Consider the following 24,846-nt stretch of genomic DNA (forward strand, 5'->3'; position numbering starts at 1 on the left):
CTATGAAACCAAAATTTACCCTAGTATTAGCTGCGATCCTATGCTTTGGATTACAGTTTTCGAAAGCACAGATTACTATCAAAACTGATTCAAAATCTGATTCTTCAGCTAACAAATCACGTACTGAAATTGACATTAACGTTGGAAAAGACGATAAAGACGATATTAAAAAGGTTCACTACCCACGCACTTTTGGTGGGATAACCTTTTCTAGAATCGACTGGGGCTTTTCTAGATTAGTAGACAATGGAAGCTTTACGCTCTCTGAGGAGAACAAGTCTTTGGACTATAAGAAAGCATCAAACTTCGGTTTCGATGTGGCTCAATTCGGTGTACGCTTTAGTGATGTGTTTAAAGTTTATGCTTCTGCTGGTTTTGAATGGAATTACCTACGTTTAGAAAATGATGTGCTATTGCGTAAAGATGTTACGCCACTGGAATTTGAAGATCTGGACCCTAGTTCGAACTACAAAAAGAATGTTTTCACATCAACTTACCTTCGCCTACCGCTAACATTTGAATTGAGAAGTCATAAATTAAGCAATGGTAAGCGTTTAAAATTCGCTTTCGGGGCAATGACAGGGGTATTATTAAAAGGTACTCAACGTTTAAAAAGTGAAGAATTTGGAAAACAAAAATATAAAGACACTTATAACTTGACAACTTTCCAATACGGAGGATTTGCTCGAATTGGGTATGACAACTTCGGATTATTTACAAAATATTACATGAATGATATGTTCGAGAAAAGTCCAGCACAAGACGGTCTAAGAAATCTAACCTTCGGGATAACACTGGGTTTTTAATAGTAATTACAAATTGTAAAATGTATTTTTGTGTCGGGTTGTCAAGCCCGACATTTTTTTTATGAGTCAGAAATCTACTTCTTGCCAATACATATTTTCCGATGTGCAACAACCAAACCTCCCCTTAATAAATGGGAAGGACGTTTCTTGTATCTTCGATGGGAACCAACAAGTTGTCGCCGTTAACCATGTTAATTTTGGAATAGAAGAAGGAAAGATCACTGCGATTATTGGCGAATCGGGAAGTGGAAAAAGTACTTTGCTTCGCTTGATTTATGGGTTAGCCGAACCTGCGACAGGTGAAGTTCGCTATCGAGGTTGGCTTGTTCCTACTCGTAAGGATAAATTAATTCCAGGTCACGATGCGATGAAACTTGTATCTCAAGGCTTCGATGATTTGAATCAATACGCTAAAGTTTGGGATAATGTGGCTTCACAGTTACCAAATACGGATCTTGACAGAAAAAGAAATAAGACTCAAGACGTCTTAGCAAAATTACGCATCGATCATTTAGCACAAAAACGCGTTGCCGACCTAAGTGGAGGAGAAAAACAACGTGTAGCCATCTGTAGAGCATTAATTAATGATCCAGAAGTGCTGTTAATGGACGAGCCTTTCAATCAGGTAGATGCTGCTTTTCGAGACGATTTACAACAGGATATTCAACAAATTGTTCTAGACACTGGACTAACCGTGGTGTTGGTATCTCATGACCCTGCGGAAGTACTAGCAATGGCAGACTATCTAGTGGTTATGAAAAACGGTCATATCGTAGATCAAGGTGATCCAACAGATTTATATTATCGTCCGCAGAATCCTTATACTGCTAGATTATTAGCAAAGAGTAATGTACTAACTGCTGATCAGGCCTCAGATTTAGGAATTGAATCAGACGGATTAGTTTCCATTCATCAAGAAGCTATACAATTTAAGGAAGTTGAAAACGGTAGATTTTGGGTGAAAGAGAGTCGTTTTCGAGGAATGTTTACCGAAATTATTCTAGGAAATGACAAACTCGACTTGCACGTAGTTCAATTCCCTGCGAAAACGATCAAAAAAAATACGAGAATTGATATTCTCGTATCTTCAGTACATTATTTTGAGAGTAAGTCTTAATTCAGCTTAGCATTTACATTCTCTATCCATTTAATCATTGCATCGAACCAATCTCTGGAATCGGTTTTGTTTACCATTCCGAAACCGTGTCCACCCTCTTCATAAGTAAAAAGCGTGTTTTCCACCTTATTCTTATTCAAAGCAGCTTGATAGCGATAGCTGTTTTCAATCGGTACGCCTTTGTCATCTTTTGCACTCATTAAAAAGGTAGGTGGTGTACGCTGATCTACTTGCTTTTCTAAGGAGAACAATTCAACGTCTTCCTCTGTTAAATTGGGACCAATTAGATTGTTTTTAGAGCCTTTGTGGGTAATTGCATCATCCATGCTGATAACTGGATAGCACAATACAGAAAAGCTTGGTCGCAAATTGGTATCCTTCAATTCATCTGTTTGAGGTCGATCATAAAGATTGCTAAGACTTCCTGCGAGATGTCCCCCAGCTGAAAACCCTAATACAACAACCTTTTTACCAGGATTCTCTATACTTGCTGTCCTTAAAGCATATTGTGCGTCTTGCAAAGGACCGAACCGCTTGTCTTTCATCGTCTCAACCTTGGGAAGGCGATATTCTAAAACATAAGCATTATAACCTAAATCATTTAATCGATTTGCCACATCGTGACCTTCATGGTTCATCGCTACGTTGGCATATCCTCCTCCCGGGATAACTAAAAACACTAAGTCTTTATTATTTTGTTTTGCCGGATGAGCATAAAGTTTTGGAATCTCTTTTCCCGTTAATTCTTTTGTTGGTTTTGTTGCTCCAGGAATCATTTCCCCTGAATACAAAGGTCTTACTTCGCCTTGATCTTGGGCAAATGCTGCGCTCGATAACATAACAGATAATACAATAAATAAATTTTTCATGGTTTATAGGTTGGCCATTACAATAAGATCGAGATCTTTGCATGGCAGGTTGAATTTCTCACTCATATCCTTACTGGTCAAATTACCATGATAAAGGTAGATGGCACTGCGAATACCTTGGTTTGCCCATATCATCGAATTCATCCCCCCAGATTCCCCAATCTCTAACAAAATTGGTGTGAAGATGTTCGTTAGTGCGTAAGTCGCTGTACGGGCTACTCTTGAGGCTATATTGGGTACACAGTAGTGAATAACATCATATTTCTTAAAAACTGGCTTATCGTGATTGGTTACCTCTGACGTTTCGAAACAACCGCCTTGATCTATACTAACGTCAATTAATACGGAATTAGGCTTCATTTTCGACACGGTTTCTTCTGAGATTAGACATGGGGTCCTGCCGTTTTTAGCACGAACGGCACCGATAACAACATCACATGTTCGAACAGCCTTATTTAGAATAATCGGTTGGATAACCGACGTAAACACACGACTACCAACATTACTCTGCAACCTTCGTAATCTGTAAATCGAGCTATCAAACACTTTAACTTGCGCTCCTAAGGCAATAGCTGTTCGGGCGGCAAATTCTCCAACCGTGCCCGCTCCGATGATTACCATTTCGGTCGGTGGAACACCTGTTACTCCTCCTAACATTAATCCTTTGCCATCAAAAACATTGCTTAAGTATTCTGCAGCGATTAACACAGAAGTTGCTCCTACGATTTCACTCATCGCTCGAACAACAGATAAATGACCTCCCTCGTCTTGCAAATATTCGTACGATAAGGCTGTGATCTGTTTCTTCATTAACGCTTTGAGCGTCTCAATACTCATCAAGGAAGGTTGTTGGGAACTAAAAAGTACTTGACGATTTCTCATCATATCGACTTCCTTTAATGTAGGGCTTGATATCTTGATAATGATATCGGCTTTGAACACTTCTTTTGCATCGTATACAATTTGTGCACCTTGCTCACTATAATGGTGGTCGAGAAAGTTAGACTTGTTACCAGCTCCACTTTCCAGGATGATTTCATGACCATTCTCGACCAATAGGCCAACAGACAATGGAGTTAATGCAATTCTATTTTCTTGAAAAGAGGTTTCTTTTGGTATTCCTATGGTTAATCTTCCCTTTTTCCTGCCCGTTTTCAGCATGGCTTCCTGTGGCTGCAACACACCTTGCTGAGCAATCTTCGACACGTTTATCATTTACGAATTAATAAGTTAACCTAAAAATAAGCAATAATCTTTCAATTAAACAGCGTTTTAAGATTATATTTACTAAAAAAATAGGGAGATCAACGCTTAAAATAATGTAAGTTTGCACTCTAACCGGTCACTATGAAGATTTTTAAACCACTAAATCATATAAGAATAGTTCCTAGATGGATCATATTCATGTTTGATATAGCCGTATCCGCCATTGCTTTTATATTTGCTTTTACGTTATACAACAATTTCAAACTAGAAGCTTTTTCTAGAGTCGATTTTGCTACTTCGTTCTTATTCTGCATCAGCATTACGGCAATTTCTTTCTTTGTGTTTAGGTTGTACAGTGGTATCGTCCGCTACACATCTGCCGTAGATTCTATTCGAATCTTATCGACAATTGTGTTTACTTCCATCATCATGTTCTTGGTTAAATTGGTGTTCATCGCATTTGATCTGCACCTTACCGTGCCGACCAATTTGATTATCATCTATTCGCTATTTGCATTTACTGGTTTAACGACCTACAGAACTTGTATAAAGATCTTTTTTCAGTATACAAAATCGGCTGGCAATGGTCGTAAAAGTGCGGCGGTTTATGGAGCAGGGGATCTCGGAATTGCGGTAAAACGTACTTTTGAACATGACTTTCGCTCGGATAAAACAATCGTAGCCTATATTGATGATAATGAGGAGAAAATTGGAAAATCTATTGATGGATTGAAGATTTTCGCATCGAAAGACTTTCAACGTATTATTGATAAATATGGCATTGATGAATTAATTATAGCTTCCTCACGCATTGATATTGAGACAAAGAATGCGATTATTGATCAAGCGTTAGAGCATAATGTCAACGTCTTGACGCTACCTCCTGTAAATAAGATTATGAATGGAGATCTCTCTCCAAGTCAAATAAAGAAAATAAAGATTGAGGATTTATTAGAGCGTGCGCCGATTCAAATTTCAAATGAGAAATTAATGGATCAAATAAAAGGCAAGCGCGTGCTAGTCACTGGTGCTGCAGGATCTATTGGTAGTGAGATATCAAAACAATTAGGCCGTTATGAGCCTCAAATGATAATCTTATGTGATCAAGCGGAATCTCCGTTGCATAACTTACAATTAGATTTACAAGATCAGTTTAAAAATCAAATATACCACAGTTATATTGCCGATGTTCGAAACGAAGAGCGTATGCGTGAACTGTTTCAAACTTTTAAACCCCACTACGTTTACCATGCCGCTGCATATAAACATGTTCCAATGATGGAAAACCATCCGAGTGAGGGGGTAAAAACGAATGTATTCGGCACATATCTATTAGCGAACCTCGCTGTAGAATTCGAAGTGAGTAAGTTTGTATTTGTTTCTACTGACAAGGCCGTTAATCCAACCAATGTCATGGGTGCGACGAAACGGATTGCGGAGAAATACGTACAAAGCTTAAACAATTATTTGTCCAATATCAATGGCGGTCGCGGCACTAAATTTATTACAACACGATTTGGTAACGTGCTGGGTTCGAATGGGTCAGTTATTCCACGATTCAAAGATCAGATTGACAAAGGTGGCCCTGTAACGGTGACTCACCCTGATATCACGCGTTATTTCATGACGATTCCAGAAGCCTGTCAATTAGTATTAGAGGCTGGAAATATGGGAAATGGTGGCGAGATCTTCGTGTTTGACATGGGTAAATCAGTCAAAATTGTTGATTTAGCAAAAAAGATGATTAAACTATCTGGACACACACCATTCAAGGATATTGAGATCAAATTTACAGGACTACGCCCTGGAGAGAAACTCTATGAGGAGTTATTAAACGACTTGGAGAACACGGTGAACACACACCACGAGAAAATCATGATTGCCAAGGTTCGTGAGAATGATTTTGAGCTGGTAAAAACCGAGATTTCAAACCTTTCAACAGCCTTAAATCTCCAGAATAACATGAACATTGTAAGGCAGATGAAAGTGATTGTACCAGAGTTTAAGAGTCAAAACTCGATATACGAACAACTGGATAAAGAAACCTTGGAAGTAACTAATCCTCAAACCACTTAATTATTTTCGGGAAATTATTGCAAGTATTCTATAAAAGTGTATTTTTGCGTTCCGTAATCTATTCAAACTAAGAATGTCACAAAATAATCAAAACGTTTCTTCAACGACTACTGGCGGATCGAAGAAATCTTTTTTTCAGGAAAACGAAAAGAGCATCATCTTTATTGTAGCTGCTATTATTGTATTAATTTTATTATACATCGGCTACCAAAAATTATATCTAGCACCTAGAGCTGAGAAAGCATCTTCTGAAATGTATCAAGCGGAGCAATACGCAATGATCGATTCATTACAGAAAAAAGCAATTGACGGCGATGGGTCATTTGCAGGATTCAAAGAAATCGCTGATGAATACAGCAACACAAAATCGGCTAATATTGCTAATGCGTACCTAGGTGGTTTGTATTTACGTCAAAAGAACTTCCAAGAAGCAATCAAATATTTGGAACAATACTCTGAGACTGGCAGTGCTATTTTAGACCCTTTAGTGATTGGCTTATTAGGCGATGCTTACTCCGAAGAAAAGATCTATGATAAAGCAGCTAATTTTTACAAAAAAGCAGCGGATAAATCATCAAACACATTTACTACACCAGTATTCTTAAAGAAATTAGGTCTAGTATACGAAGAGCTTCAAGATTACAAAAATGCGGAAGCTACTTATGAAAAGATTCGTAATGATTTCCCTGAAAGTGCTGAAGCAACAACTATTGATAGCTTCATCGCAAGAGTACAGGCGAAACAGTAATAATAAAATTTTAGTAACTTTGAGGGCCCCCAACAGGTGGCCCTTTTTTTTAGGATAATATTTTTATTTATGTCAAGCAGTTTAAAGAACCTTTCGGATTTTTCCCATATTCAAGTTGGTAGTGCAGCGGAGCTGAAATTTGCAATTGTGGTATCGCAATGGAATGCAAAGATTACTGGTGCTTTATTAAATGGAGCGTACAAAGGTTTATTAGATCACGGAGCAAAAGAAGAGAATATCGAACTTATTGAAGTTCCAGGAAGCTATGAATTAATCGCAGGAAGCGACATTGCTTTACGCAATCAGGAACTTGATGCTGTTATTGCATTAGGTTGCGTGATTCAGGGTGAAACAAGACATTTTGATTTCATTTGTCAGGCGGTGGGAACCGAGCTTGCTCAGGTAGGATTAAAACATAGTAAACCTGTTATTTTTGGCGTGTTAACAACCGACAACTTGCAACAAGCGATTGACCGCGCTGGTGGTAAGCATGGGAATAAGGGCGAAGAAGCCGCTATTACAGCCATTCAGATGGGCTTAATTCACAAAACTCATTAATGGTATTGTTTTTGATTAATTAGGAATATGAAGCGATATCTATTTATAGTTCTAGGTGTTGTGTTCCTTGGATCCAGCATCTTATCTTCATGTGCATCTCAAGCGTGCGCTGCCTATGGTTCATATCCCAAAAAGAAATATAGAAGCAGGTAATCACAAAGCAGGGGGTGTCCTAGTTTCACATTAAATTTCAGTATAATGAAAAATAAGAAGAATATAGTTCTCTATATCTACATGTTTCTTATTGTAGCAATAATTCCCTCGCAGCCTATTTTTGCGCAGAGCGGTTCCATCAGTGATAAAATATGGAATGCTGTGGGAGGAAAGAACAAATGGGACGACACAAACTTCATGATGTTTACCGTTTCCGGCAATAGTAAATTCAATACTATTAGTACCGAGCGTAAGTTCCTTTTGGATAAAAAAACAGGGGATGTTCGCTTTGAGGGAAGCATTAAGAATGAAGCAGTCGTACTTTTATTCAATGTTCGTACGCAAAAGTTATCAGCAGTATTCAATGACAACGGAGCAAATTTGCCGATTCAAGAGTATAAAGATGACTTACCCAACATCATTGAACAATACAATCAAGATTTGAAGGTATTGTCCCTTCCTGTGACGCTATTGTCTAATTCGACTTTAAGTGATCAAACAGAAAGTAAGATTATTAATGCCGAGCGGTTGAAAAAGATTAACTTCAATAACTTCTTAGGAAAAGCAGGAAGCATCTATGTCAACGAAGAAACGGGCTTAATTAAGCGAATTGACGTCGACAGCAAGAGTTATACAGTCAATGGCTATAAGGATATCGGAAGTGGACTTGTGCTCCCTACGAGCTTTAAAGGCAGCTCAGACAGCATCACTTATCAGAAGGTTGCTTCGTTCACAGACATGGAACGACAAAAGTTTAAAACATTTTAATAAAAAAGCCCGCTTATCGCGGGCTTTTTTATTATTCCTGTATATATTCACTTACTCGTCCTACCCTTCCATTCTTCGAAATAGCAGCCAACTTGATACGCTGACCTTTCGTAACCTTAATTCCCTGTTTCGGAAAAACTAGACTATGTAAAGTAGGCTCACTATTATCGGTGGTGTAGTGAATAACAAAACCTGGGTATTCAATATTGGCGAGCAGTTTATTCCCTTGTGCTTTAACGCCTACCGATGGTAATCTATATTGAAATCCTCCGGCAAGTTTATCTAGTTTTGGTAGTTCCTGTATTCCGACCTTTCTAATAAATGCGGTATAGGTATTATCAAATTCTCTCTTGTCAAACCTACTATCGTCTTCCCAGTGATGTGCCGGTCTCCAAGCGCGTTCAGCTAATGCAAATAAACGCGGAAGAAGCATATAGTCCATTCGATCAGCCGAAAGTACCGTTTCTTGCCACAGTGCAGCTTTTAATCCAATTAAATTAGATTTCCCCTGTTCTGTTAATCTAGTTTTTTGACTAATATACTTGGGATCTAACTTTGCGCCCGCATCTGTATATTTCATATTAGCAAAGAATGCCTCAGGCAATAACGCAAAGGACTGGTACAAATCAGAGATTGATGCCCACTTTAGTCCAGGTTCACGAAAGTCCTTATCCCATACCATGTCTAAGTAGTAGTTTGCACAGCTTGCAAAAATAGTTTTGTAACCTGCATTAGCCAGTTTATAAGCTAAGTCTTCTTGTCCCCCGCCGATGACATTATTCCAAACATCTAACAACATGCCCTTGTCTGCTAACTTATCATTAACAACCATACCGTCGCCCTTATTAACCATACCTATCTCTTCCCATCCAGCCATTTCTAAGCCTTTAGACTCGCATAGCGCCTGAATCTTGGAGATATAGTAAGGCCAAACTTCATAAACAGTCTTAAAGCCTTCTCTATTCATCAATTCTTTAACCTTAGGAGAATTCTCCCAAGAGCCCGCGGGAACCTCGTCACCGCCTAAGGAAATCGTCTTTAACGTCAATCCTGCATCGGAATACATCTTTTGAATATCTGTAATAACGACATCTAAAAATCGATATACAGAAGGAAGTGCAGGATTCATTACGTTATCATCCCAGTATTGCGCTGAGCTATATTTTGATTTATCTTCAGCTTCATAGAGTAAAAACTCTTCTGCTTCCTTTTGTTTACCCTGCGCCATCAAACGCATAAATCGGTGCTCCATGGATTTAATTGCCGCTCGAGCATGTCCAGGAGTTTCAATTTCTGGAATTACCGTAATATAACGCGCGGACGCATAATTTAAGATTTCTAAAAAGTCTGCACGTGATAAGTAATGTCCCTTCGTTTCGGATACTCCCGAGCCATAAGCGGGCTGCAAACTATGACCATCTTTAAAATACGGAGACCTGACAGAGCCAATTTCTGTCAATTCAGGTAATGTTGGAATCTCTAAACGCCAACCTTCATCGTCAATCAAGTGTAAATGCAGTTTGTTGAGCTTATATTGCGCCATCAAATCAAGATATTTCAGGATAACTTCCTTGTCCTTGAAATTTCTAGCGATATCGATCATCAACCCTCTGTATGAGTAACGCGGCTTATCATGTACTTCAACATATGGTAAATTTACATTTCCAATTCCCAGCAATTGGTCAGCAGTCAATAGTGATTTAATAGATTGTAAGGCATAGAATATCCCCGAGGGCTTCCCTCCTTTTATTTCAATTCCATTAGCGTTGATTTTGAGTTTATACTCCTCTTCCCCCATCCCTTCATCGAATAAGACTTTAAATCGCGCTGAACGCACATCAGCATTCGTAAACTTTATTTGTGACAATTGGTCTGCGAAAGCATTCCACATTGACAGGTCGGTTTTGAAAGCATCATCGACGTAATAGCCTACCGAAACTGATAAACGCAAATTCCCCTTCCCCTCTTTCATTGCATATGGAGTAGGTAAGATTAATTGATTTCCCTCACCTTTTCTAAGAGCTGTTTTCTCATAAAGGTTAGTAAGAAACTGATTTTGTTCTGTTGCAGATATCTTTAGCGGAGCTATTATGGGATCATTTATAGGGATAATGTTCTTATTATCTATGTTATGTTGAAGATAGAAACCATTTGGAACGAGAGAAGAATGCGCTATAGGATACGGCGATTGATATTCAATTCGCAATGAGTCCTGCGCTAATATCGTTCCTCCATCGAAATCTATACTATAAAGATTACCATTTCGATTATGAATATTATAATTTCCAAAACTACCCTCTTGGATTGGGTACATTGAATTAAACCATAAAGAATAGTTTTTCAATTCAAGATTACTGCTCCCTTTATTTATTAAAGTTAACTGAAGCCCAAGGCTATCTTTACCATTGTATTGGGCACTATAATCCCATTTCACTTGGAAATCTTGCTTCTGTGCAAAAGCACTGGTCATACTTGACATGAGAATAACTAAAGCCATTTTCGTGAATATTCGCATATTTTAATTATAGTTAAAGCTTAAAAGTAGCGAAAAAAGACGTTTTTACAATTTTTCAAAAAATATTTTGTAGATAAAAAACTAAATTCTATATTTGCACACCGAAACACAATAAGGCCCGTTCGTCTAGGGGTTAGGACGTAAGATTTTCATTCTTGAAACAGGGGTTCGATTCCCCTACGGGCTACGAAAAGCGACTTTATCAAGTCGCTTTTTTTTGTTTTATAGTGAGTAAGAGAAATCTCTATCTTTATTTACAAATATCTGCATGCTTAGTTTAAGCATCGGAGTACTTTAGAAAACGAAACAAAATGAAATTCGGAAAAGTAGAAGATCCTTCAAATATCGATTTTAACATTCCTACAACACCAACGGAAACGACGAGTTTATTAAATAAATATAAAGTCGACAAACCTATGGAAGTTTATGTTGGTTGTGCGAAATGGAATCGAATTGATCTGAAAGGATTCTATCCGCGTGGTACAAAAGATGAATTGAGTTACTATTCAACACAGTTCAATTCGATTGAGCTAAATGCTACCTTTTACAAATCGCCAACAAAACAACAAGTTGAAACGTGGAAAGCCAAAACAAGCGAACACTTTAGATTCTTCCCGAAAATACCGCAATCCATAAGTCATTTTGGACGTCTATTAAATTTCGAATCAAAAGTAGACGCGTTTGTAGACTCCACGGTTTTGTTTGAGGAAAAATTAGGCATGGCATTTCTTCAGATGATCAATAATTTTAAACCAAAGGATTTTGATAGAGTTGTGCATTTCCTAGAAAGTTTTCCTAAAGGCTATCCATTGGCGGTAGAAGTTCGTAATGAGGAATGGTTTGAACCTGAGATAGCAGAAAAGCTCTATCAATTGCTCGAGCGCACCGAAATGACAAATATCATCGTTGATACGCCAGGACGTCGCGATATGATGCACATGCGACTAACAACACCAACGGCATTTGTCCGATATGTAGCCTCATACCATCCCTCAGACTATGAGCGATTGGATCAATGGGTGGAGAGAATTGTTGAATGGAAAACAGCAGGCTTACAAAACTTATATTTCTTTATTCATCAGGCGATGGATGTAGAAACCCCATTATTAGCTAGTTATTTTATTAAAAAACTGAATAAAGCAATCGGAACAGATTTAAACATACCTTCTAAGGCAAGTTTGCTGAAATAACCATATCCTTTATTGGGCGCCGTAAAAGTTAGCGGAAAAATAAAAAGGCCATCTTTTCGATAGCCTTTTTTATGTCGTAGGTGTGAAAAGATTAAATCTTTTCAACTTCCGTAATTTGATTCCCTTGTTTCGAACGCGCGTATTTATACTTCACGGCTTGATTTAACCCTAAAACCATTCCCGCTAAATTATCATTAAAATAAACGGTATCTCTCGTTTCATTATCGCGAATAAAGCCATAGTGTCCGATTTCGTTATAGAAAGACACTTTGCCAAAGCGATATTCTTCGGTTGGATCAGCAGGACGTTGCAAGTCCTCTTCTTTGAACTTGTACTGCTGCGTTGGTGGGGTATCGGAAATATTCCCAAATTCGTCAACATAGGCAAACATTTCTTCTAAAGATTTCCCTTTATTGTTGTTTGACTTGTTAACTTCTCTTCTTTCTTGTTTCTCTTGTTTCTTCTGAAGTTTTTTCTTTGCGGTTTCTTTTTTCTTAAAGGTGAGTTGACTTTTAGCCATTAAATCGTATTAAGGGTGAATAAATAAGGAAGATTGATATCTTAAGAAGGGAGTTGCGCCTTGGATATAAGAGATATGATCCTTTGTGAATGTTCCAAAGATACGAATAATAACGTAATATCCCAAGTGAATAAAAGTGAGTTAAGGTGATGGTTTTGAGAGAGAAAATCTAAGCATTTCTTAAAATATCCACTATAGAAATCCCCTATTCGGATAACATCGATATTATGCTTATAAATTCTAAAATCTATGTTTAGCTGTACCACTCATTACAGCGCAATCAATACAACAAGAATTTAGCTTTATCCAAGCTCGATAAAATGATATAAGATGCTTTGTAAATCACCCTTCGGCGACTAATTCCCATCCATTTGTAAACAAAAGATAAGTCCCATCAAATCATTGGCGATTATGCGCTTTGAAGGGACCTACTGGAATTTGATTGTTTGATTAAACAAGGGCTGTTTTTAAGGCAAAAGGCATCCAAAATTAAACGATGTGATTTTACTCTTCATACAAACGTTCTGCATCCAGTCCGAGTGCCGAGATACAAGTTAAGATGTTTACAATTTGCATATTGACTCCTTGTAAAGACACTAAATAACCATTGACGTATGGAGCAATTTTCCATTCATTGATTGAATTCACCTCGTTCAAGACTTCCTGTACTCGTTGCAATTGTTGTTGCGTCGCGGTGCTGATTTCGAATTTTAAGCTTTCCATGATGTTAATCCTCCTATTTAATAATGTGTATAATTAAAGAATATAAGTCTTGAAGACCCTCAGTTTAAACGAATGGAGATTCGTTAAGCATTCGACCTATACCTATCAAATGCTTAATACAATTTAACAACTAAATTGTTGATTAACAAATCATTGCGAAAATAATGTAATAAATACGTGTTATTATGTAATGAGAACTGATTTTTCAATTACAGTGCGAACCAGTAGTTCATTTTTAACATAATCGTGTTCACACCTTGAAAGCCGAACATACGATCAATATTATTCCCCCAAGTAGGATAGTATCGAGGATCTTGACGCGAGCGATTATGTTCCCATACTAAGTATACTGTAGATCCTGGTTTATATTCCCAACGTGCTACAAAATTTGAACGGAACTCGTTGAAACTGAAGTTAGGATCTTTAAAGCTGTATGTTTTTCCGTCTTTATGGACATCATACTCTTCCGCACTACTTGTCAGCTCCTGCTCAGTAATGCTAGAAAAACGATCCTCATATTCCCTCGATTTAGTATCCATTGCCGTTTTAAAGCGATCATATCGAGCTGTTGATGTAAATGGTGATCCATAGTACTGAATAGAAATATCCGGCGTTAAATTAACCTGCATGTTCATCGTAATACCGTAAGTCCGCTGCTTCATCCGACCTAATATGTATTCGATGCTCTCTTGGTTATTTTCTATCGCCTTAACCGTACTTACATATTGCAATTCATCCGTATTATTTGCATAGTTGAATTGCGTGGTCAACTTAACATGCCTACCTAATCGGAAGATAAAGCTTGGCTGCAACATGTTGTAGGAAGTATTTTCAGAAATATAATGTCGACCGTTATAAAGCATTTTAAACACAACACGTTTCGCGCGATCTGTACTTAAATCAACATTGGTTTCAAAATTAGAACCATAACGCATATCAGGTCCTCCACGTAACCGACGACTATCTACAGTATTCCAGCTAAAAGACTCTTTCAGATCCATTTCAAAACGATGCGTCGTACTTAGACTTCTCCAACGGATAGCCACATCATTATTGATAGGCTGTCCACCGAAGTTCCATATATTCTTTTGTGTCAAGTTAATTCCTGCAAATCGAAATGGCCCCCAGGGGTCAGTTTTTCGAAAAGCAATCTCCGACTCATTCAAAAGATAGTCTGACTCCTTGTTATAGCCGACATCATTCAAGTCAAAGCCTGGTGAGGACCAGTTAAATGTTTGTGAATAGTTCCATTGCGCATTACCTTTTTTACCAGCTTTAACATAACCTCCAGTTCCCGATAAGGAAGTAGCGTCAGGATCAAGATGAAGATAATCTTGAGCAGATTCACGGTGATAATAGTGAGTCGCATTTCTTTTCTTCTGTAGAATCGCAGTCGATGAACCATTTAAGGTACTATACATTGCTTTTGCATCTATATAATACAAACGGTTAACAAAATATTGAGTAAAATCCAAACCGGCCGTTAACGCGTTTTCGACTAATACTTCCTTCAAATGTACTTCATCTAACTTTCGATTTACAGAAGTAACCATCCCGCCGAAGAGGGTATTACCATTCCAATTTTTCTGTAATCGCGCTACCGTATAATTTGTCAGAGGCTCAGTGACCTCCTCACCCCGGATGCCCTTTCTAGATGTCTGCGATTGCGTTTTAGCGGTGATACTTTCTAACAGTCCAACAGTAAGTCCATTTTTATTGGTCCCCGTTAGCTTCATGGCTCCAAGGATAGGTATAAAACTAGGCGTGCTAGCAAAGTTTTCGATGTTGTCAATTCCCTGTGGCTTGTACGCCGGCATAGCACCAATCCGGCGAGAATAAAACATTTGACCGCGTTCGTTATTATCAAACTCAAGAATATGCTTTCCCTCGAGAAAAAACGGACGCTTTTCATCGTAAAAGACCTCATAGGCGGTCAAATTCATAACGGATGGATCCAATTCAACCTGCCCATAATCTGGGTTAACAGTCATATCGACGGTATAGTCGCTCAATGAAAATTTCGCATCTAATCCTCCATTCAATTGGAATTTCTGACCTTTTTGAAAGGGGCTGTTCTGTATTTTTGGTGAATTGACATACTTTGTCATTGCATACGGAAGAAACTCTACTCCCCTAGGTTTGGGTAAATCATCCATGCCATGCATCTCTCCAAAAGAAAAGACGTGACCGTTATTTTTTATAGGGATTAAACTCCAATTCTGGACTTCATTATTTCTACGGATAATCCGACGAACATGTAATCCCCAAACTCCATCAGAATTCTTTTGATTATACCGTAGTTGACTAAAAGGAATTCGAAGTTCGGCGGTCCAAGAAGAATCCTGCAGATTAATATGTGTACGACCTTCCCAAACGGCATTCCAACTTAAATTTACGGATAGCTTGTCTGTTACGGTAAGATCTGTTTTATTGCCTCCTAAGTTTATATTAAACTCAGGTGCTACTCGATAATCGTGATACGTATCAAATGCTATACTAATTAAATCACCATTCGTATTATCATCCCGATTGCCGATAAAGGAGTTCATGGTTTCCGGATGAGCGTCCTTACAATAAACCCCGACGTAAATATTTTTGTCATCATAAAATAGCTTAACCCGCGTCCAAGAGTCCGTATGCACGCGCTCAAAGGGAATAACTTGCGAGAACTTCTCCGACCAGCTGCCCTCATTTTGCCAGATTCCCTCATCGAGCTTCCCGTCAATACTTGGTTTTTGATCAGTTAGCTTGCTAATATTATACTTTCTTTTATAAGCATCTTCAAAGGTGACCACTTCTTTCCGTGCTTCTTGAGCTCGTAAAACTGTGCTAACACTGAATAGCGATAGAAGGGCAAGCCCCATGATCAAATTTTTCAAGGCAATGTAGGTTTTGTTGACAGCCTCAAATGTATTAAAAAATTAAAGATCAAAAGATTTGGCGGAGTAACTTAATTGTAACATCGGTTACACCTATCGATTTCCGATACGCCTCGTTTTAAAGAATTTGTACTCTTATTGAAAAGTAGAAATTAGGCATATGCGCGCCTCAAATCTGTCCGACTCTCTACTCCTAACGTATCGTAAATTTGTTTAAGATGGTATTTCACTGTGTTTTCGGAAATAAATAAACTATTCCCTATTTGTTTATTGGTCATCCCTTGCTGAACAAGCTTGACGATCTCTTGCTGCCGCTCAGTCAGCCCGACAGATGCAATATCTATTTTAACAAGCCCTAGGGAATCCCGTTCATTGGTTAGCTTCTCAATCTCCAGTCGAATATGATTGTTTTCGCGCTCCACCAATACGCGTTTTTGTTTACTAACGTTAAGCAGCTTTCCGAGACTCAGAATTAACAACAATAAAATGATTGCAATAACATATAAATAGAGCTTTGAAGATTTCTCGTGTGCTAATTCTATATTCTTCCTTTGATCCAAGAGTTCCTTTTCCAACTCCGTTAATTCACCGCTAACATTATTTGCATTGTATTTCGTGCGAGCATCGCTGACTTTGAGTTGATAGTAAAATGCATTTTTATAGTCCCCTTGATCCTTATAATATTTGGTAATCGCTTCGAACATGACAATACGATATATATCCATCTTATATTGCTCTGCATATTCCAACCCTTTTTCGTAGGCTTTCAATGCATCTTCATGACGATTCATTTGACCGTACAAAGCCACTTTAACGCGATATATATTCGGCAGATTTTTCGGACTTTCGTTCTTTAACAAAGCAATTGCCTTATCCAAATAAGCTTCTGCGGATTCAAAATCATTCTCTCGTTTGGCGAGGATTCCCAAAATACTCGTGTAACATGCCAGTGTTTCTTGATCAACGTGTTGTAGATTCTTATCCGTGACCTGCTTCAGAAGCTTGTCAAATTGGTCATGCTCTTGGAGATCAAAATAAATAAAAAGGCGCTCTAATAAGACTCTACTCTTAATCTCTTCTGCATTCAGACTATCATTTCGCGCTTCATCCCATGCTAATGTCAGATTATTTAGTGCAACGGTGTAATTGAAAAGTCGTTTATAGGTTAACGATTTTTGAATATATGCTTGAAATCGATCGTAAGCGGTCGCTTCATCATTATTTAAGATCTCCTCCAATTTAAGAATTGACTTATCATATTCATGTTGATCATTAAGATTCGAAATACTTCGCTTTAGTTGAAGGGGATCGATGGATTGCGCAGTTGAATACAATACACAACAATGTAAAAAAAGTACTAAAAAAGCCTTTTGCATGTTCTTAAAAAAAGTAAAAACGTCTCCTACGTTTTAGGTCGTAGAGTTGTTTTTCGTAGGGTAATAAAAGATGTTCATTGCAAAAATACCTTAAATTAAGAGCTTTTTGAAGCTTTAAGGATTGAAGACGGTCGATTTTATTGACTTTGTTTTTCCAATTTTAGAAAACGCGCCCAGCATTTGATAGCGGATAATCTGAAAACAAGTCCTATCAAAAACAACATACAACACTCATTTTTAAAGACTTAAACTACACTACCCATCGGGTAATTAAAGCCCAATCCGGCAGGTAGGAATCAATACTATCCGCGAAACTATCCCCACGAGATTTGCACTGAAAACAGGAATTAACGGATTTTTGGGGCTTAAAATTTATTAATCTAATTCAAGTTTTGACTATGAAATCATCAAAATTAACACTTGCCATCGCTGCTTCTGGCTTATTGTTGAGTTCCTGCGGATCATCAAAAAACATAGAAAACAGCATTAATTCGCAAACCACACAAGTCAGCAATACGCTGAAAAGAAATGAATATTCGATTCTAGATAAGGATGCTATTTTCACTGTAGAAAACAAAAAGCAATTCAAAAAATACACCTTGGAACAATTAAAACAGGCTGCATTATTAGCTGCGGAACGTCAAGCAATTGAGAGTGGCGCCGATGGGGTATTGAATCCTAGATACATCGTGGACCAAAAGAAGAAGAAATTCAAAGTTACAGTACGTGCTAAGTCATACCGATTAAAGAGCGACAGTGAGTATATCGATATGGAGAATAAGTTGAAGCATAACCCAACTGGAAATTAAAGGTCCATTCAAAGTATAACATTTCCTGCAATGAACAAATCAGTTCTTCTTCTTGCTATCGTCATTTCTCTGTTTACTACCGCTCAGGCTCAAGTTATCAACTTGAACGAGCTAAAGCAACTCAGAACAATGCCGATAAGCAAAGTCCAACAAACTTTATTTAATAAAGGATATTCGCTCTATAAGACATGGAAGAATGAAGATTTGAAATTAGACTCAGTAATTTATCAGAACAGTCGCGGGCAAATTCTAGGGACCATTAACTTTAAGAAGCACAAGAACAACAGGATATTCTTAGAGTCTTCCGAGGTAGCGTTTTACGAACAAATTCTTCAGGAACTCAGAGATGCTGACTATCGTTTAATTAATACTGAAGTAGGGCAACAAAACTCATTAACCAATTCTTATATCTTGCCAGATACAGATGAGCTTGTTCAGATTATAATCAGCAATGATCCCACTATTTTGAAAAAAGGAAATCAATATCGCTTACTGATCCGTTTAAAAGAAAACAGCGGTCTAAAGAAGCGAATATTGGGTAACTATTGAAGTACAAAAAATCCTCCCCATAATTGTTAGACTCCGAACGCAATCTCCCCGATTTCGTATTGTCAACACTATTAAGTTTGAAAATGAAGAAGGGTTGTCTGTGCAGACAACCCTCTCGATTAATTAGCAATCTTGCTTATTTAATCATATCTAACCATGTATTTTTCATTAGCCCAAACCTAATAGCCAGCGTTTTGTGGCAATAGATTCTCATTTCTATTGATCTCATCTTGAGGAACAGGTAATAATTTATGATATTCTTTCACATTCGGTTGTTTCTCTAATGCATCCGCTTTTGTGAATGATTCAACAACAATATTCCAACGTTTAATATCATACCATCTTTTCCATTCAAAGGCTAATTCTACACGACGTTCTTCACGAACCGCAGCACGGAATTGTGCTTGATTCATGCCCGCCGCATCTGCTGGATAGGCCTGTTGACCTTGCGGTGTATAGCGAGCACGCGCGCGAACAGCATTTAAATAACTGTAAGCTTCGGCAGTAGGCCCCCCTTTACTCTCATTAATAGCCTCAGCAGCCATTAATAAAACTTCAGCATAACGGAAAATAACATGTTTTATATCCGAATCCGCACCGTCGCCACCTGCATTCTCTCCAGGAAACAAACACCATTTAGCCGTGTGAATCTTTGGCCAACGAAACTTCGTATAAGGCGTCATAACTCCTTTAATTGGCGTTTCTGTCAGATAACTTATTTTCTTACGATAATCTTGATCAGAGAAACTAGTATACATCCCGTTGGAAGGCACTAACACACTCCAACCTTGCATATCAGCATCACGAACACCAGTCATGGGAGCGGTATAATCGACGTTCGAACTATTCTCTCCAGTTATACTTCCTGCAAAATCTGCTACCCAAACATGTTCACTCTGAAATCCTAAATCAGCTTTCCAAAGATCTTGAAAATCTCTAACCAAGGCATAGTTGTAAGTACTTGCTGCTTTGATAACCGCTTCAGCCTCTGTCGCAGCCTCTGCCCACTTCCCTTGAATCATATAAATCGAAGCAAGTAAAGCTTGTGCAGCCCCCTTTGACGGTCTCGCTCGGTTATTACTAGCATATGTATTGGGAAGATTTGAAATACCAAATTTACAGTCTTCAATAATATGCCCATACACCTCATCCGCTTTCGTTCTTGCAACATCGGTAACCGTTGCAGGATCTGTTACACTCGCGGCCATATACGGCACATCCCCGAATAACTGCACTAAGTGCGAATAGAAAAGCGCTCTTAACACTCTTGCCTCTGCGATTAAGGCATTTTTCTTTTCGTCACTCATTTGTACTTTCGGAATTCCATCAATTGCAGCATTCGCAGCGCCAATTCCTAAATAAGCGGTACGCCATACAGCTAGAATATCTTGATTACTGGCATCATGCGCAAAACTATTTAATTGGATACGACTGGATTGTGTGCCGATATCGGCAATATCCATATCATCACCTAATAATTGCAATACCATGGTTAAACGACGACCATAGCCATCACCATTAGACACTAAACTATAAATACCCATCACTGCAGCCTCGGCGTCGGCCTCTGTATTGAAATATTGTGAGGGCACTAATATACTGGTTGGTTCTTCATCCAACTTCGTACAGGAAGCAGATACAACACACAAACCAGCAATAACAAAAAACTTAAATATCTTTTTCATAACTTAAAGAATCGAATTAAAACCTTGCGTTAATACCAAATGTAAATGACTTGATGTTTGGATAACCCATGTAATCCAAGCCAATATTACGGTTAGAATCTTGGAAACTTACTTCAGGATCGAAGCCAGAGTAATTTGTCCAAGTCCATATATTTTGCGCACTCGCAAAGAACCGAAGTTGATCAATACCCATCTTCGCAATCGCTGTCTTTGGAACATTATAGCCTAAGGCTAAGTTCTTCAAACGCAAGTAGGATCCATCTTCGACCCATCTTGAGGATACTTCTGGATTATTCGAAGCACTCGCACGTGGTACATTCGTGTTCGTATTGGTTGGTGTCCATCGATTTAATGCCTCTTTCGTAGCATTACCTTTTCCTGCCATCCAATCTAATTCCATCCTTGTAATGTTTAACATATCATTACCGTATGAGCCTTGGAAAAAGATATTTAAATCGAAATTCTTGTATCGAAAATCATTATTGAAGCCGAAGATAAAGTCTGGATGAGGATTCCCGATAATGGTTCTATCATCAGCATTTACCTTCCCGTCCGCTCCAGCGACTAAATGATTTGAAGCATCACGACCGAAAATATCCTTATATTTCACATCCCCTGGTTTCTTACTTGGTTGCGGACTAAAATCATCACCTTGTTGATAAACTCCATCAAATTCCCATCCGTAGAATGCGCCCACCACTTGTCCTTCGCGTAAGATTTGCGAATCTGTTGAAAGCATATGTCCAGGAATCGTATTGTAAAGAATATCGCCACCTGGAAGTTCTAAGATTTTATTTCTGTTGAACGTAATATTGAAATCGGTATTCCATTTTAATTCCTTATCAATATTTGTCGTTCCTAAGGAGAATTCCCATCCTTTATTTTCTACACTTCCGACGTTTTGGAGAGATCCCGTATAACCCGAATAAATAGGTAAAGGCACCGAGTAAAGTAAATCAACTGTTTTTTTGTAGTAATAGTCCACCGTTAAGTTGATACGGTTTTTTAAAAACCCGATATCAATACCTGCGTCCGTTTGCTTCGTAGTTTCCCACGTTAAATTGGGGTTAGCTACGTTGGTTGGGCGCACAGCATTAACAGGAACACCGCCCATCGTTGTCAACGTCGCTGAATAGCGCGCTAAAGATTGATAAGACCCAATCTCGGAATTCCCTGTTTCACCATAACTGGTTCTCACTTTTAAGTTAGATATCGCTTCGACCGATTCCATAAAAGGCTCTTGACTAACATTCCACGCAAATGCAGCGGATGGAAAGAATGCCCATTTATTATTTTCACCGAATCTCGAAGAACCATCATAACGTCCTGTCGCCGTAAATAAATACCTTCCTAATAAATTATAGTTGATACGTCCGTAGAATGAAGACATAACCCAATCTTCCAAATTCGATGATGCATTTTGGTAGTTTGAACCTGCGCCTAAATTCCAATATGAAAAGCTATCGGAGATAAAGTTTCTATTATTGGCTTGCCAAGTTTCATTTCTAGAGCTTTGGTAGGAATATCCAACCATGGCATCCAAATTATTTGCCTCATTAATCTTTAAATTATAGTTCAAGTAATTCTCACTGATGACATTCGTATTTTTATGCGATGCTATCGATCCGATACCTCCAGCATTTCTTCCTTCAACTAATAATTTAGAAACATAGTTACCTGTGCGTTGATTACTTACTTGTAATCCCAAAGTACTACGGAAAATCAAATCCTTGAGAAGGGTTAGTTCTAAATATCCGTTACCTTGAAACAAATCTGTTTTAACCTCGTTCTGACGCTCTTTCGCTGCCGCTACGGGATTATCATGCGGATCCCCAAACTTCTTTATAGTATACTTCCCTGCGTCGTCATACACTCCCTGAGTAGGCTCAAAGCGCAAAGCACCTGATATTACGCCGGCCGCTGTCGTACCACTACTACTTTCCTGAGTTCTTACACCATTGAGGAGATTACGGTTGTAGAGAAGTCGAGTTCCAATCTTAATACGATCCGAAACTTTCATGTCCAAATTCGAAGTAGCGGAGAAACGGCGGAAGTCAGATTCTATCACAGTACCTTTTTGACCATAGTGATTTACCGCAGTATAGTAGCGAATATTGTCGCTTCCTCCAGACACGGACAATTGATTACTCAATAAATTTCCATTTCTAAAAACTAAATCTTGCCAATCAGTCCCCTCGCCCAATGACGATGGATCAGCAAACGGAACATTATTGTTACCGCCATTGACGTAAACGTCATTGATATAAGCCGCAAATTCTGATGCATTCAACAGATCAAGTCTTTTGCCGACTTGTTGTGTCGCGACAGAGTTATTGAACTCAACCATTGGTTTTCCAATTTTCCCTTTCTTGGTCGTAATCATAATTACGCCATTTGCTCCCCTTGAACCATAGATTGCAGTTGCGGACGCATCCTTCAATATTTCGATAGATTCAACGTCTTCAGGTGCTGGTGGGGTACTACCCGGGAAACCGTCCACTACATATAATGGATCAGAACTAGCGTTGATGGAAGTACCTCCACGAACACGAACTCTCGGTGCTTTACCTGGTTCTCCGTTTACACTGGATACAGAAACACCCGGCGCACGCCCTTGTAGTGCTTGAGCAGTTCCTGCTAATGGAAAGGCATTAATCTTTTCAGAACCCACTGATGATACAGAGCCTGTTAAATCACTTTTTTTCTTGGTACCATATCCAATTACGACAACTTGTTCGATATCAGTATCGGCAGAAGATAAATTAACATTGACATTACTTTGCCCTCTTAACGGCACTTCCTGTGTCGTAAATCCAACCATTGTAAAAACAAGCGTTGCATTTGGATTATCGATTTGAACGCTAAACTCCCCGTTTGCGTCTGTAGTCGTTCCAGCCCCTGAAACACCTTTCACAGCAACAGAAACCCCGCGAACAGGACCATTGCCATCTGTTACCTTTCCACTCACGGTGGTTTGCTTGCTAATCGTGTTGTAAATACTGCTTTCAGAACTAGGAATTGCGGTATTAGCATGCGCTGTTCCCATCACGAGGAATGACGCAATGATCGACAGGATTTTACTGTTCATCCTACAGGATGCCAGATTACTTAAACCTGGCCGCGAATCATAATTGTTGTACATGGTCGTTTTGTATTTTGTGTTTTGTGATTAAATTTTATTGATTGCATAAGTTTCTAATCAATGTACAGACTCAGAAATAGGGAACCTCAAAAGCACATGGCGCTATGAAGAACCTTGAACACTAATTCTAATACAGATAATTATTAACTAAGGATTCCCTTTGGTTAGCAAGGGATCATACATGCCTTAGCATGCGAACTGTTTATATCGGTTAAAACCTAACGAACAAACAACTGGCTTATTCGTCAGGTATAGATTTCTTGTCAAGAGCGACATGGCATACTTGGAGAAATCAGTTTCTCTCACGAGAATCAAATAGGAGCTACATGCTGATTCATACTCGCAACTCTTATATTATTTTAAGCATTGGAGAAAGCGTAAACTATCTCCCCATCCAGCCCCCATCAACAGTCAGGATTGTACCGTGTACATAATCCGCTGCTTTCGAAGCAAGAAATACTGCCGGACCTTTAAAATCTTCCGCTTCGCCCCATCGACCCGCAGGAATGCGATCAAGAATCGATGCAGAACGATTTGCGTCATTACGTAACGCTTCTGTATTATCTGTCGCGATGTATCCTGGAGCGATCGCATTAACGTTAACCCCTTTACTTGCCCATTCATTAGCAAAAGCCTTCGTTAAGGAAGCAATTGCTCCTTTAGATGCAGCATATCCTGGCACGTTAATACCTCCTTGAAAGGATAGTAAAGATGCTGTAAAGACAACTTTTCCAGCGCCTCTTGCTACCATATCTTTCCCTATTTCACGAGTCAGAATAAACTGTGCATTCTGATTAATTTCAATGATTTCATCCCAATATTCATCTGGATGCTCCGCTGCAGGTTTTCGTAAGATATTCCCCGCGTTATTGAACAGAATGTCAATTACTGGATGATCAATCTTTACTTGTCGTATAAACGCATATAATGAATCTCGCTTAGAAAAATCACATTGATACGCGTAAAACTTTCTTCCAATGGCTTCAATCGACTTCTGCACCGCAGAATCTTCCAACTCCAAGCTCGCAGATACACCGATAATATCAGCACCTGCTTCTGCAAGACCCTCTGCCATCGCTTTCCCAATTCCACGCTTACAACCCGTAACGATTGCCACTTTACCACTTAAATCAAACGTATTTAAAACATTCATCATC

General features: G+C 38.7%; 19 protein-coding genes and 1 tRNA gene. 10 read left to right on the plus strand and 10 right to left on the minus strand.

All coding sequences use genetic code 11. The features are described from left to right. The first annotated feature begins 2 nt into the window (after window positions 1–2). Together GFH32_RS16205 and GFH32_RS16210 are read left to right on the plus strand one after the other, a co-directional pair. Entirely contained in the window at window positions 3–806 is an 804-nt protein-coding gene (locus GFH32_RS16205; protein ID WP_153512586.1) for an outer membrane beta-barrel protein, read from the plus strand. A 61-nt stretch (window positions 807–867) separates the two neighbouring features. Then, the gene (locus GFH32_RS16210) at window positions 868–1,923 is read left to right on the plus strand and encodes an ABC transporter ATP-binding protein (RefSeq protein WP_153512587.1); all 1,056 of its coding nucleotides are present in this window, start codon (window positions 868–870) and stop codon (window positions 1,921–1,923) included. On the opposite strand, the gene GFH32_RS16215 is transcribed toward GFH32_RS16210, so the two are convergent. Continuing rightward, window positions 1,920–2,792 (minus strand): alpha/beta hydrolase, encoded by an 873-nt coding sequence (locus GFH32_RS16215; protein ID WP_153512588.1) that lies wholly within the window; start codon window positions 2,790–2,792, stop codon window positions 1,920–1,922. The two genes, GFH32_RS16210 and GFH32_RS16215, sit on opposite strands and share 4 nt — an antisense overlap. Before the next feature lie 3 nt (window positions 2,793–2,795). Then, on the minus strand, window positions 2,796–4,007 hold the full coding sequence (locus GFH32_RS16220) for an alanine dehydrogenase (protein WP_153512589.1): 1,212 nt from the start codon (window positions 4,005–4,007) through the stop codon (window positions 2,796–2,798). Window positions 4,008–4,139: 132 nt separating this feature from the next. On the opposite strand from GFH32_RS16220, the gene GFH32_RS16225 reads away from it, so the two are divergent. The 4 genes from GFH32_RS16225 (at window position 4,140) to GFH32_RS16240 (ending at window position 8,301) form a co-directional block, all read left to right on the plus strand. Beyond that, window positions 4,140–6,074, plus strand: coding sequence for a nucleoside-diphosphate sugar epimerase/dehydratase (locus tag GFH32_RS16225; protein WP_153512590.1), 1,935 nt, complete (start codon window positions 4,140–4,142; stop codon window positions 6,072–6,074). 73 nt (window positions 6,075–6,147) lie between these two features. Next, complete coding sequence (locus GFH32_RS16230) at window positions 6,148–6,822, plus strand: tetratricopeptide repeat protein (protein ID WP_153512591.1); 675 nt, start codon at window positions 6,148–6,150, stop codon at window positions 6,820–6,822. A gap of 69 nt (window positions 6,823–6,891) precedes the next feature. After that, on the plus strand, window positions 6,892–7,380 hold the full coding sequence (gene ribH / locus GFH32_RS16235; protein ID WP_153512592.1) for a 6,7-dimethyl-8-ribityllumazine synthase: 489 nt from the start codon (window positions 6,892–6,894) through the stop codon (window positions 7,378–7,380). A gap of 198 nt (window positions 7,381–7,578) precedes the next feature. Further along, window positions 7,579–8,301 carry a hypothetical protein gene (locus tag GFH32_RS16240; protein WP_153512593.1) on the plus strand — a complete coding sequence of 241 codons (723 nt, stop codon included), beginning with the start codon at window positions 7,579–7,581 and terminating at the stop codon, window positions 8,299–8,301. Between the two features lie 31 nt (window positions 8,302–8,332). On the opposite strand, the gene GFH32_RS16245 is transcribed toward GFH32_RS16240, so the two are convergent. Next, window positions 8,333–10,816, minus strand: coding sequence for a family 20 glycosylhydrolase (locus GFH32_RS16245; RefSeq protein WP_153512594.1), 2,484 nt, complete (start codon window positions 10,814–10,816; stop codon window positions 8,333–8,335). A 115-nt stretch (window positions 10,817–10,931) separates the two neighbouring features. On the opposite strand from GFH32_RS16245, the gene GFH32_RS16250 reads away from it, so the two are divergent. Continuing rightward, a tRNA-Glu gene (locus GFH32_RS16250) sits at window positions 10,932–11,003 on the plus strand. A 124-nt stretch (window positions 11,004–11,127) separates the two neighbouring features. Next, a complete protein-coding gene (locus tag GFH32_RS16255; protein WP_153512595.1) occupies window positions 11,128–12,006 on the plus strand; it encodes a DUF72 domain-containing protein in 879 nt (292 codons plus the stop codon). Between the two features lie 91 nt (window positions 12,007–12,097). Here the strand turns inward: GFH32_RS16255 and GFH32_RS16260 are convergent, their stop codons facing one another. From GFH32_RS16260 to GFH32_RS16275, 4 genes are all read right to left on the minus strand, one after another. After that, entirely contained in the window at window positions 12,098–12,526 is a 429-nt protein-coding gene (locus GFH32_RS16260) for a cold-shock protein (protein WP_228384157.1), read from the minus strand. A gap of 504 nt (window positions 12,527–13,030) precedes the next feature. Next, complete coding sequence (locus GFH32_RS16265; RefSeq protein WP_153512596.1) at window positions 13,031–13,249, minus strand: hypothetical protein; 219 nt, start codon at window positions 13,247–13,249, stop codon at window positions 13,031–13,033. A gap of 209 nt (window positions 13,250–13,458) precedes the next feature. Continuing rightward, a complete protein-coding gene (locus GFH32_RS16270) occupies window positions 13,459–16,128 on the minus strand; it encodes a DUF5916 domain-containing protein (protein ID WP_202111230.1) in 2,670 nt (889 codons plus the stop codon). Window positions 16,129–16,280: 152 nt separating this feature from the next. Beyond that, window positions 16,281–17,504, minus strand: a complete 1,224-nt coding sequence (locus tag GFH32_RS16275; RefSeq protein WP_153512597.1) for a LuxR family transcriptional regulator — start codon at window positions 17,502–17,504, stop codon at window positions 16,281–16,283. Between the two features lie 398 nt (window positions 17,505–17,902). Here GFH32_RS16275 and GFH32_RS16280 point away from each other — a divergent pair, with 398 nt between their 5' ends. Both GFH32_RS16280 and GFH32_RS16285 read left to right on the plus strand, forming a co-directional pair. Continuing rightward, complete coding sequence (locus GFH32_RS16280) at window positions 17,903–18,313, plus strand: hypothetical protein (RefSeq protein ID WP_153512598.1); 411 nt, start codon at window positions 17,903–17,905, stop codon at window positions 18,311–18,313. 30 nt (window positions 18,314–18,343) lie between these two features. Continuing rightward, entirely contained in the window at window positions 18,344–18,862 is a 519-nt protein-coding gene (locus tag GFH32_RS16285) for a hypothetical protein (RefSeq protein WP_153512599.1), read from the plus strand. Window positions 18,863–19,041: 179 nt separating this feature from the next. Here the strand turns inward: GFH32_RS16285 and GFH32_RS16290 are convergent, their stop codons facing one another. The 3 genes from GFH32_RS16290 to GFH32_RS16300 form a co-directional block, all read right to left on the minus strand. After that, window positions 19,042–20,547: a RagB/SusD family nutrient uptake outer membrane protein gene (locus GFH32_RS16290; RefSeq protein WP_153512600.1), complete on the minus strand. Its 1,506-nt coding sequence runs from the start codon at window positions 20,545–20,547 to the stop codon at window positions 19,042–19,044. Between the two features lie 16 nt (window positions 20,548–20,563). Next, window positions 20,564–23,635 carry a SusC/RagA family TonB-linked outer membrane protein gene (locus GFH32_RS16295; protein WP_228384158.1) on the minus strand — a complete coding sequence of 1,024 codons (3,072 nt, stop codon included), beginning with the start codon at window positions 23,633–23,635 and terminating at the stop codon, window positions 20,564–20,566. A 436-nt stretch (window positions 23,636–24,071) separates the two neighbouring features. Next, complete coding sequence (locus GFH32_RS16300) at window positions 24,072–24,842, minus strand: SDR family oxidoreductase (protein WP_194285699.1); 771 nt, start codon at window positions 24,840–24,842, stop codon at window positions 24,072–24,074. Between the last annotated feature and the right edge of the window lie 4 nt (window positions 24,843–24,846).

It is taken from the genome of Sphingobacteruim zhuxiongii, assembly GCF_009557615.1.
GTDB lineage: Bacteria > Bacteroidota > Bacteroidia > Sphingobacteriales > Sphingobacteriaceae > Sphingobacterium > Sphingobacterium zhuxiongii.